General features: G+C 74.3%; 10 protein-coding genes. 5 read left to right on the top strand and 5 right to left on the bottom strand.

What is annotated here, in order from left to right:
- Positions 1-143 precede the first annotated feature (143 nt).
- Positions 144-815 carry a TetR/AcrR family transcriptional regulator gene (locus ACZ4W5_RS30905; protein WP_465658254.1) on the bottom strand — a complete coding sequence of 224 codons (672 nt, stop codon included), beginning with the start codon at positions 813-815 and terminating at the stop codon, positions 144-146.
- A gap of 105 nt (positions 816-920) precedes the next feature.
- On the opposite strand from ACZ4W5_RS30905, the gene ACZ4W5_RS30900 reads away from it, so the two are divergent.
- Positions 921-2402: an MFS transporter gene (locus ACZ4W5_RS30900; protein ID WP_465658253.1), complete on the top strand. Its 1482-nt coding sequence runs from the start codon at positions 921-923 to the stop codon at positions 2400-2402.
- Entirely contained in the window at positions 2399-2812 is a 414-nt protein-coding gene (locus ACZ4W5_RS30895; protein WP_465658252.1) for a cupin domain-containing protein, read from the top strand. Before ACZ4W5_RS30900 ends, ACZ4W5_RS30895 begins: the two co-directional genes overlap by 4 nt.
- 209 nt (positions 2813-3021) lie before the next feature.
- Here ACZ4W5_RS30895 and ACZ4W5_RS30890 read toward each other — a convergent pair whose 3' ends face one another.
- A complete protein-coding gene (locus ACZ4W5_RS30890; protein ID WP_465658251.1) occupies positions 3022-4071 on the bottom strand; it encodes a hypothetical protein in 1050 nt (349 codons plus the stop codon).
- 240 nt (positions 4072-4311) lie between these two features.
- Between ACZ4W5_RS30890 and ACZ4W5_RS30885 the strand changes: the two genes are divergently transcribed.
- The 3 genes from ACZ4W5_RS30885 to ACZ4W5_RS30875 all read left to right on the top strand — a co-directional run bounded on the left by ACZ4W5_RS30885 (position 4312) and on the right by ACZ4W5_RS30875 (position 6370).
- The gene (locus ACZ4W5_RS30885; protein ID WP_465658250.1) at positions 4312-4857 is read left to right on the top strand and encodes an SMI1/KNR4 family protein; all 546 of its coding nucleotides are present in this window, start codon (positions 4312-4314) and stop codon (positions 4855-4857) included.
- 193 nt (positions 4858-5050) lie between these two features.
- A complete protein-coding gene (locus ACZ4W5_RS30880) occupies positions 5051-5560 on the top strand; it encodes a hypothetical protein (protein WP_465658249.1) in 510 nt (169 codons plus the stop codon).
- Positions 5561-5632: 72 nt separating this feature from the next.
- The gene (locus ACZ4W5_RS30875; RefSeq protein ID WP_465658248.1) at positions 5633-6370 is read left to right on the top strand and encodes a helix-turn-helix domain-containing protein; all 738 of its coding nucleotides are present in this window, start codon (positions 5633-5635) and stop codon (positions 6368-6370) included.
- Here the strand turns inward: ACZ4W5_RS30875 and ACZ4W5_RS30870 are convergent.
- The 3 genes from ACZ4W5_RS30870 to ACZ4W5_RS30860 all read right to left on the bottom strand — a co-directional run bounded on the left by ACZ4W5_RS30870 (position 6349) and on the right by ACZ4W5_RS30860 (position 9780).
- Complete coding sequence (locus ACZ4W5_RS30870; protein ID WP_465658246.1) at positions 6349-7050, bottom strand: class I SAM-dependent methyltransferase; 702 nt, start codon at positions 7048-7050, stop codon at positions 6349-6351. The genes ACZ4W5_RS30875 and ACZ4W5_RS30870 overlap by 22 nt on opposite strands.
- Positions 7051-7202: 152 nt before the next feature.
- Positions 7203-8138 (bottom strand): GDSL-type esterase/lipase family protein, encoded by a 936-nt coding sequence (locus ACZ4W5_RS30865; RefSeq protein WP_465658245.1) that lies wholly within the window; start codon positions 8136-8138, stop codon positions 7203-7205.
- 109 nt (positions 8139-8247) lie between these two features.
- Positions 8248-9780, bottom strand: coding sequence for a threonine/serine exporter family protein (locus tag ACZ4W5_RS30860; RefSeq protein WP_360235916.1), 1533 nt, complete (start codon positions 9778-9780; stop codon positions 8248-8250).
- Positions 9781-9896: the final 116 nt, after the last annotated feature.

The raw sequence follows: 9896 nt of genomic DNA, 5'->3' as shown, positions 1-9896 counted from the left end.
TCCCCCCCTCCCCCCCCCCCGCCCCCCCCCCCTTCCCCCTCCCCCCCCCCCCCCCCCCCCGCCCCCCCCCCCCCCCCCGCCCCCCCCCCTTCCCCCCCCCCCCCCCCCCCCCCCGGTCCTGCGTTTCAGCGGGTGGCGAGGTTTCAGCCGGTGGCGAGGAGGCCGGAGACCAGGGCGCGCAGTCCGTCGCGGTAGCTGTCCTGGGCGGTGAGGCTCTCCCAGCGGTCGGCGACCTGGGCCAGCCGGGGGTGGACGGCCGGGTCGAGGCCGGCGAAGACCTGCTCCCGGTAGGTGGGGCGGTCGTCGTCGGTGCGGCGCCTGGCGGCGGTGGTACGGACCACGATCTCCCCGGCGGTGTAGTACCAGATCGCACGGTAGCCCTGGACGGCGCGTTCCGGGGTCAGGCCGCAGTCGACCAGTCCGTCGACGATCTGCTCGACGAACCAGAGGGCGTGGGTGGAGAACAGGTCGTCGGCGGCCAGGACTTCGACGATCCAGGGGCAGGCGGCGAGCGCGTCGTGGATCGCGGTGGCCGCCGTGAGGACGCGTTCGCGCGGGTCCGCCGGGAGCTCGACCGGGTGGAGGGTGCGGGCGGCGTAGTCGTCGAGCAGCAGGACGAGCAACTCCTCCTTGTTGCGCACGTGGTGGTAGAGCGCCATCGGGGTGCTGCCGATGTCGGTGGCCAGCCGGCGCATGGTCAGTCGCTCGACGCCCTCCTCGGCCACGATCCGGCGGGCCGCCTCGACGACCTCCTCCTGGGAGATGCGGGGAGGGCGGCCGGTGGCCTTGCGGGGGGTGGGGGAGGGCTGCTGCATCCCCTCATCATGCCTCGTCTCGTCATGCCTCGTCCGGGGGCCCGTCGTGCCTCGCCGGTTCTGGGCGGCTCGACAGCGGTGAGCTTCCGAGGGTACTTTCCTTACATGTATAAAAACGTGCGAGGCCGCCCCGGCCTGGTGCTCGCGGCGGTCACCGTCGCCCAGTTCGTCCTCGCCCTCGACCTGTCGGTGGTCAACGTCGCGCTGCCCGCGATCCGCGACGCCCTGGGCTTCGCCCCGCTCGACCTCTCCTGGGTCATCCACGTCTACGCGCTCACCTTCGGCGGGCTGCTGCTGCTCGGCGGCCGCGCCTGCGACCTGTACGGGCGGCGGCGGTTGCTGGTGCTGGGCCTGGCCGTCTTCGGGCTCTGCTCGCTCGCGGGCGGGCTGGCCCAGTACCCCTGGCAGCTGCTCGCCGCCCGCGCCGGGCAGGGCGTGGGCGCCGCGGCGGCCGCCCCGGCCGTGCTGGCGATGCTCACCACCGCCTTCCCCGAGGGCCCCCGGCGGATCCGCGCCCTCGGGGTGTGGAGCGCCGCCAACGCCGCCGGGGGCGCGCTGGGCGTGCTGGCCGGCGGGGTGCTGACCGAGTACGCCGGCTGGCGCTGGGTCATGCTGGTCAACCTGCCGATCGTGGCGACGGCGCTCGCGCTGCTCCCCGAGGGGATCGGGGCCGGGGCGCAGCCCGTACGGCGGGAACGGTTGGACGTGCTCGGCGCGGTGCTGGCCACCGGGGGCGTCGGGTTGCTGGTGTTCGGCGTCGTCCGGACCGAGAGCCGGGGGTGGGGCTCCCCGGCCACCCTGGCGACGCTGGGCGCTGCGGCTGCGCTGCTGGTCGCCTTCGTGGTGGCCGAACTCCGTTCTCCGGCACCGCTGTTGCGGATCGGGTTGCTGCGCAGCCGGTGGGTCGCCGGGGCGAACGTGCTGGTCTTCCTGGCTGCCGCCGGGCAGTTCGCGGCCTTCTACTTCGTCTCGCTCCACCTCCAGCAGGTGCTCGGGCTGGGCGCTGCCGCCACCGGGGCCGCGTTCCTGCCGTTCTCGGCGGGGCTGGTGGTGGGCTCGCTGGTCGCGACGAGGATCACCGCGCACCGCGGCCCGCGGGTGGCCCTGGTGCCCGGGGCCGTACTGGCCGCCGTCGGGCTGGGCTGGTTCGCGCTGATCAGTCCGGACGGCGGGTTCCTCGGCGACGTCCTGGGCCCGTCCCTGGTCACCAGCGTCGGCACCGGGCTGGTGCTGGCCCCCGTCGCCGCCGCCGCGACCACCGGTGTCGCACCCCGCGAGGCCGGGGCCGCCTCCGGGTTGCTCAACAGCTCGCGCCAACTCGGCGGCTGCGTCGGGCTGGCGGCCCTGGCCACCCTCGCCGCCCACCGCACCGGGCCGGGCACCGCCTCGGCCACCGGGCCGGCCGCCCTGAACGCCCTGGACGCCGGGTACGCGCTCGGGCTGGCCGCCGGTGCCGTGCTGTTCGCGCTGGCGGCGGTCGTCGCCGTCACCGTCCTGCCCCGGCGGCGGCCCGGCACGCCCGAGGGGCGTCCGCTCGCCGCCGAAGCACGCCGAGAAGATCTCCAACTGGAAGGAACCTCCTCATGACCACCACTCCGATCGCCGTCGTCGACCTGTTCGCCTCGGCGCTGCACTTCCGCCCCGACGGCGAACTGCGGGCCACCGAACGGCGGATGACCGGCGGCGGTGCCGGTGCCGAGGGCGCCTGGCAGGCCGCGGCCTTCCACGTGGAGACCGACGCCGACGTGCACGCCGACCACTGGGAGATGCACCCGGAGGCGGAGGAGGCGGTGTGCTGTCTGGCCGGCGGTGCCCGGGTCTTCTTCCGTCCGGTCGAGCCCGGTGCGGCAGAGGAGTCGGTGCGGCTGGCGGCCGGGAGCGCCGTGATCGTCCCGCGCGGCCGCTGGCACCGGCTCGAACTCGACGGTCCCAGCGACCTGATGTCGATCACCCTGCGGGCCGGGACCCGGCTGGAGCGGCGGGGCGCCGAGGACTGACTGCCGGGCCGAGGCTGCCGGGCCGGGCGGGCCGGGCGGGCCGAGCGGGTGGCCGCCCGGCCCGATCCGGGAGCAGCTGCCGGAAACGCGGCGACGGCCCTCCGCCTGTCGGGCGGAGGGCCGTCGTGTGGAAGCCTGCGGCGGTCAGGTCAGGTCAGGTCAGGTCAGGTCATGTCAGGACGGGGCAGGTCAGGTCAGGTCAGGAGGGGTCAGGCCGCAGCGCGGGCGGCCTTGGTGCGGGCGGAGTCGAAGACGGCGGCCGGGTTCCCGTAGTACAGCCACGGGCCGGCGATCTCCCGGCCCATCCCGCGGAAGAGGTCCAGGGCCTGCGCCGGGCGGCCGTTCTCGATCAGGGCGTGGGCGGTCCAGCCGCGTGCCGCGACGATGCCGGGGTGGGCGGGATCGGCGGCCGCCAGGTCGAGCAGGGCCGCGTCCACGGCGGCCGTGTAGGCGGGGGAACGGTAGAGCGAGGAGGCGGACTTGTCGCGCAGGATCTGCTCCCAGTACGCCCGCAGCTTGAGCGCCGTCAGCAGGCTGCCGGCCGGCGCGCCGGCGATCGCCTTGTCGGCGAACTCGTGCATCAACTCGTTGCTGCCGAGCCACTTCTCGCACCAGTACTGCAGTGCGGAGACGTGCGCGCCAAGGTGGTGGGGCTCGCGGGCCACGATCTCCGCCCACAGTGCGCGGTAGCGCTCGTGCGACCAGCCCTGGCCCATCGCGATCGACTGCTGCACCACCCAGGCGTTCGGGTCCCCGGGCTGGGCGAGCCGGACCGCCTCGTACGACACCTCCTCGGCCTCCTGCAGCACCTGGTGGAAGCCCATGGCCTGCTCGCGGGTCACCTGCGAGGCGTACTTCGCGGTGCGGATCTGCCACGCCCGCTTGACCAGCGCCTCGGTGAGCACCTGGGCGGCCTGGGGGCTGTCCGGCTGCTCCTCGCGCCACTTCCGGAGCCAGCCGTCGTCGGTGGCCGCGAGGGCGCCGAACGGGTTCATCCGGGAGTAGCGGGTGCTCCAGTCGACGTCGCCGTCCGAGAGGTAGGCGGCGGCCGGGCGCCAGTCCCCGGCCTTGGCCGCGTCCAGCGCCGCCCGCGCGGCAGGGTCAGCGGGTGCGTCGCCCACTTCGACCAGTTCGGCGCGCGGCACCAGACCCGCTGCGGCCGCGTCGAGCCCCCTGGCGGCCTTGCGGCGCTTGTTCAGCCAGAGGCCCAGTCTGATGAGGAGGATGAGGAGGGGGACGATGACGAAGGGGTGGGACATGAACCTGCTTCTCCACGAACTTCTTCGCACAGGTGTGCGTTCGGTGAAGATCGTACCGTTCGGGTGCGGAGCCGTGTGCCTGGCCGGGCGCCGCCGATCCGCCACCGGCCAGGAGCTTCTGGGGATGTCAGCGCCGGGAGCTACGGTCCCGGTCCATGAGTTTCTCCGGATCTTCCTCGTGGCGCGGGAGCGAGAAGGTGTGCGGCGGACGGGCCCGGACGTCATTGCTACGGTCGGTGGATGAAGGGCTGGGACGAGAGCGGTGTACGCGCTCGGATACGGGAGATGGCGGCACGGGACCCGGAGCGGTCGCGTTTCGGGGCGGGTACACACCGGTACGAGCTGGCGCCGGCTCTGCCGGAGGCGGAGATCAGGGCGTTCGAGGAAGTCCACGGCATCAATTTGTCAGCGGAGTACCGGTCCTTCGTCGCGGAGGTGGGCAACGGGCCTGCTGGGCCCGGCCACGGGTTGATGCCGTTGACCGTCCCTCGCCCGGAGGCCGGCGAGGACTGGGCGGTGGACGATGAGTGGGAGGAAGACCGGCTGCCGGGCCGACTCGCCCAGCCGTTCCTTCTCACCGAACCGCTGCCTGGCCGGATCGGCGCATCGACCGGTGAACTGACCGGGGGCACGCTCATGCTGGCCGAAGAGGGCTGCGGCAGCTACCTCAGGCTGATCCTGAACGGCCCACGAGAGGGCGAGGTCTGGCAGATCGACCCGGACTGGGGCGGCTTCGTCCCAGTGAGCCCCTGCTTTCGCACGTGGTACACCGAGTGGCTGCAGTAGGTGACCCAGCCGTCAGTCATCAACCCGACCGGGTCAGCGCCAGGACGTCGGGGATGTGACTGCGGCGCCCGGCCTCGTTCCCGCCCCTCCTCGCACGTGTGTCCGGCCCGGGGGTGAACGATCGTCGAGTCGTGCCGATTCCCCGGTGGAGGCGGTAAGTTGGCGCCTGCCGATTGTGGGGAGGACCACTGACGTGAGCACCGACGAGGCTGCGCTCGGCAGCGCCGTGAAGGCCGTCATCGCCGCCGCGAGTACCGATGATCTGGCCGGGCTGTACCGGGCCGTGATGCCGCCGGATGGTGGGGACACTCCTCCGGCCGAGGTCGCCAGATGGTTCGGGTTGCTCCTCGTCCACCTGGCACTCACCGCCGCGTCCGCTTCGGAGCTGGAGCGGGGCAGTTCCCGGGAGACGGTCTCGGAGTGGCTCGAGGAGGTGCTGGGGCCGGTACCGACCCCGGCGCTGCTGCGCGCCGGGGATCCGACCCGCATCGACCACGTCGAGGCGGTGAGTGCCACCGAGAGCTACGCCCAGTGCCGGGAGTACGCCGTCGACCTGATCCGGCTGGGCCTGGTCGACCCGAAGGAGGAACCGGACGAGCGGGGTGTCGACGCCCACTGCGCGGTGACGAACGACAAGCAGATGCGGATCATGGTGATGGCGATGCTCGGCCGCCTCGGCGCCGGTCCCGGCGCGCGCGGTTGACGGTGCCCCGGTGGCGGCGGTGATTTCCGGCCGATCGGGCTCCGGGTGGAGCGGTGGGAGCCGGAGGGGACAGTGGGGACGGAGCCGCGCTTCGTCGTGGGGACGGGCTACGCGCTGTACCAGGGGCCGCTCGCGGACAGCGCGCCGCACCGGCACGCCGCGTTCCAGGTCGCGGTCGCGGTGCCGGGCGGCGAGGTGACGATCGCGGACGGGGCCGGGGTCCGGCACCGGGGCGAGGCGGTGGTGGTGCCGCCGATGGTGCGGCACCGGATGGCGCCGACCCGCCGCGTGCTGGTGTTCTACGTCGACCCGCGCTGTGCGTTCGCGGACCGCCTACGGGCGGAGCACGTCGACGGCGTCTGCGTGGCGCCCCGGTGGCGGGAGTTGACGGAGGCGGACGTCCGTTCGTCCGGTGTGCGGCCGTCGGCCGAGCTGGACGCGCGGCTGCGGGCGGCGATGGCGGCGCTCGCGGACGACCGGGTCGCGCTGCCGGGGCTGGCCGCGCAGGTCGGGCTCTCGCCGCAGCGGCTGCGGGCGCTGGCCCGGCGGCAGTTGGGGGTGCCACTGTCGCGCTGGCGGATCTGGTTACGGCTGGCCCGCGCGGCCGACGCGCTGGGCGAGGGGTGCACGCTCGCCGAGGCGGCGGTGGCGGGTGGTTTCGCGGACCAGGCGCACTTCACCCGGCAGACGCGGGAGATGACCGGGCTGACCCCGTCGCGGGTGCTGCCGGCGCTGCGGGCCTCGGGCCCGGGCGCCGTTGGACCGGGCCCGACCGGCTCGCGTTCGGCCTACTCGCGGTGGGCTACGTAGATCGACATCGAGCCGGTGACCGTCGCGACCGTCTCGGCCTCGCGTACGCCGCGGAACCCGGCCTCGGTGGTCAGCCGCGGCAGGATGCCGTCCGCATTGGGCTGGGTGTCCTCCTTGCCGTCCGCGAACTGCACGATGCGGAAGGCCAGGCGCATGGCCGGTGTGCGCTGGCGCCCGTAGTCGGCGATCACCAGCTTGCCGCCGGGGCGCAGCGCCGCGTGCATGGACGCGAGGACGGCCTGCTTCACGGGGACGGGGCACTGGTGCAGGACGAGGCTGGAGACGACGGTGTCGGCGGCCTCGGTGCCGACCAGATCGGCGACGGCGTCGCCCATGCCGGTCAGCCACTCGGGGCCGTTGGTGGGGCCGTTGGTGGTGCCGGTGGCGGGGCCGGTGCCGTTGGTGGTGCCGGTGGCGGCGGCCTTGCGGCGGGCCAGTTCGAGCGTGCCCGGGTCGGGATCGATGCCGATGATGCGGGTGCGCGGTTCGACGCGTTTGAGGAGCAGCGCCAGCGAGCCGGTGCCGCAGCCGACATCGACGATCACGTCGTCGGGACGCGGAGCCGCGTGCATGGCGAGCAGGCTGCGCCAGAGGCGTTCGCGGGTGAGGGAGACGATGGGGTCGTAGAGGCGCAGCGGGGCGAGGCGGCCGGCGGCGGGGGTGAAGGCGCGATCGGTCATGCGGGCCAGTCTCGGTGGCGGTCGCCGCGAGGTCTTGAACGAATCGCTCGCCCGGTACGGCCAGGTCGCCTTCACAGGGCGCGGGAGCCTGCGTGCCCGCCTGGCCCGGTGCGTCGCGCCGGGCCAGCCGGACAGGTCCGGTCCCTCCGCGATCAGCCGAGGGTGTCCAGGTGCCGGTGGAGCTCCTTGTGCCCCTCCGCGTCGGGGTGCAGGCCGTCGACGAGCAGGTGGGGCAGGTCGCGGAGTGGCTCCCACAGGTCGAGGAAGTCGATGTGGTGGTCCGCGCACCAGGTCCGGAGGAGCGTGCGCAGTGCGAGCGCCCGGTCCGTGGTGAAGCGGAGGCCCTCGTAGTCGCCGGTGCGCGTCTCGTCGAGCCAGACCGGTCCGACGACGACCAGACGGGCGTTGTGCCGCCGGGCCGTCGCGGCCAGCGAGTCGAGGTGGCCGGTGAGGTGGGTGAGCCCGTCGTGGTCGTCGCCCGGCGCGGCGAGCGGCAGGGCGGAGTCGTTGATCCCCGCCGCCACGATCAGCGTGTCCGGGTGACGGGGAGGCAGGAGTGCGGGGGTCTGCGCGCTGACGTCCGCCAGGGTGCTGCCGGGGATTGCGAGGTTGAAGACCCGGTTCCGGGTCTCGTCCGCCGCGATGTGGGCCGCCGCCAGGTGCCCGGTCCAGCCGCCCTGGGGGTCGCAGCGCCCGTAGGCGATGCTGTCGCCGACGATGACGATGCGTGCCGCCGAGCGCAGCGGGTTCGCGTCCAGGTAGGCCCAGGCGGTCTCGCCCGAGGTGAGCAGGACCTGTCGCCGGGCGTAGTCGGAGACCTCGTACGCGTCGGCCGCGGCCAGTTCCTCGTCGTTCAGCCGCAGGACGGCGCCCTCGACCGTGCTGCCGAGCCTGCGTTCCAGGGTCAGGTGCACGTCCTGGCCGCTGGTGGCGATCACGGCCTCGTCGGTGATGGTGAGGGGCCTGGTCGCGTACCCGGCGAGGGAGGCCGGGGTGGTCGTGACGGTGCGTCCGAAGAGCGCGGTCTGGACCTGCTGGTCCAGCAGCGTGCCGAAGGAGAACAGGAGGTGGGGGTGGGACTCGGTCACCGTGACGCCGTGGCCTTTCAGTCGGAATGATCAGCGCACTCTATGCGGCCTGCGCAGCGGCCTGCGCAGCGGCCCGCGAAGCGGCTGGTGTCGGCCCGGGCGAGATACCTCAGCGCCGGTGGCGGCCCCGGTGCCGGACGGCCGGGGCGGACGGCCGCGCCGGGAGGAACAGCCGGGCCGCCTCCCGGCCCAGGTTGACGCCGATGGCCAGGGACAACGCGGTGGCGGTGGCGTGCCCGAGGCGGCCGAGGCCGGCCTCCGGTTCGCCGCGGACGAAGGCGAGCAGCCCGAAGTACAGCAGCGACCCGGGCAGCAGCGACCCGAGGGCCGCGGTGACGTACGGCAGCACCGAGCCGCCCCGGTAGCGGGCCATCAGCTGGCCGGACAGGCCGACCAGGACGGCGGCCAGGCCGGTGGCCACGATCGGCTCCGTGCCCGCGTCGGCCAGCACGGAGTACGTGGTCCAGCCCGCCGCGCTGTTGACCAGGACGGCCGGCAGGGTGGTCGGCTCGGTGTTGAGCAGCACCGCGAAGGTCAGCGCGAGCAGGACGGCGGCCGCGAGTTGCAGCGGCGGGTTGGAGGTGGCGGCCGGGCCGCTCTCGGCGGCCAGGTCCGCGCCGTTGTTGACCCCGATGTAGAGCACGGTCATCACCCCGACGACCACGCCCGCCAGCAGGTACAGCACCTCCAACAGCCGTGCGGCGGCGGTGAGGTAGAAGCCCGCGAGGCCGTCCTGCACGGCCGCGACCATCGGCCAGCCGGGCAGCAGCGCGTACAGCCCGCCGGTGATCACCACCGAGCCGCGCAGCTGCAGCTGGTTGAAGGACATCAGGATGCCGACCACCGCGGCCGGGGTCGCGGCCGCCGCGATCCGGTAGAACTCCGGCAGGTCGTGCCGTTCGACCCGGTCGGCCAGCACGCCGCCCACCACCGTGGTGACCACGGCGCTCACGAACACCAGCCAGGCCCGGGCGTCGGCCCGGCCGCCGACCAGCAGGGTGGCGGCGCCGGCCAGCAGGCCGGAGGAGAGGACCAGGACCCAGGCCGGGTAGTGGCGGCAGTGCCGGCGCACGGCGCGCAGCCGCCGGTGGGCGTCGTCCACGGCGAGCCCGCCCGCGGTGATCTCGGTGACCAGCCGGAACAGCGCGGCCAGCCCGGAGTAGTCCCCGGTGGGGCGGCGGACGAAGCGTTCGGCCGTCACCGGCGGGTCGCCGTGGCCGGGCCGGTAGGAGATCGCGACCCGGGTGAAGGCGACCTGGGGGTCGCAGGGACGGACCCGGTAGGTGCGCGCCACGGCGAGCATCGCCGCCTCGACGTCCTCGGCGCCCTCGCCACAGGTCAGCATCAACTCGCCCACCAGCAGCGCGAGTCCGAGCACGGCGGCGACCGCGGCGGGCCCCGGCTCGGCCGCACCCTCGTCCTCCTCCTCGCCGTGCCCGGCCGCCGGGTGGGCGGAGTTCGGGGAACGCAGCAGCGGCAGCATCTGCTCCGGCCAGCGGACCGCGCCACCCACCGCCCGGGGCGGTCTTCCGGAGCCGGGATCGGCCTCCTCGGCCGCGCCCGGTCCGCCCTGCGACGGCACCCGCGAACCGTCCGGCCCGTCCGTCCCGGCCCGCGCACCGCTCTCCTCGTGTTCCCGCATCGTCGCTCCCTGGACCACCCCCCAACTCGGCTGCTCTCGGCACTCCTTCGACTACCCATCGTCATCGATTCGTGAACGTCGCACCCGGAGTGCGGGAAGATCCGCGCGCCCCGCTC

It is taken from the genome of Kitasatospora sp. NPDC029367, from assembly GCF_055569135.1.
The sequence above is the reverse complement of the archived record's forward strand: the minus strand, read 5'-3'. Positions and strand labels throughout refer to the sequence as shown.

Excerpts from the sequence above, each read along its gene's own strand:
- ACZ4W5_RS30890 (WP_465658251.1), bottom strand. The coding sequence starts at position 4,071 with ATGTCCCACCCCTTCGTCATCGTCCCCCTCCTCATCCTCCTCATCAGA.
- ACZ4W5_RS30885 (WP_465658250.1), top strand. The coding sequence starts at position 4,312 with ATGAAGGGCTGGGACGAGAGCGGTGTACGCGCTCGGATACGGGAGATG.
- ACZ4W5_RS30895 (WP_465658252.1), top strand. The coding sequence starts at position 2,399 with ATGACCACCACTCCGATCGCCGTCGTCGACCTGTTCGCCTCGGCGCTG.
- ACZ4W5_RS30870 (WP_465658246.1), bottom strand. The coding sequence starts at position 7,050 with ATGACCGATCGCGCCTTCACCCCCGCCGCCGGCCGCCTCGCCCCGCTG.
- ACZ4W5_RS30900 (WP_465658253.1), top strand. The coding sequence starts at position 921 with ATGTATAAAAACGTGCGAGGCCGCCCCGGCCTGGTGCTCGCGGCGGTC.
- ACZ4W5_RS30905 (WP_465658254.1), bottom strand. The coding sequence starts at position 815 with ATGCAGCAGCCCTCCCCCACCCCCCGCAAGGCCACCGGCCGCCCTCCC.
- ACZ4W5_RS30860 (WP_360235916.1), bottom strand. The coding sequence starts at position 9,780 with ATGCGGGAACACGAGGAGAGCGGTGCGCGGGCCGGGACGGACGGGCCG.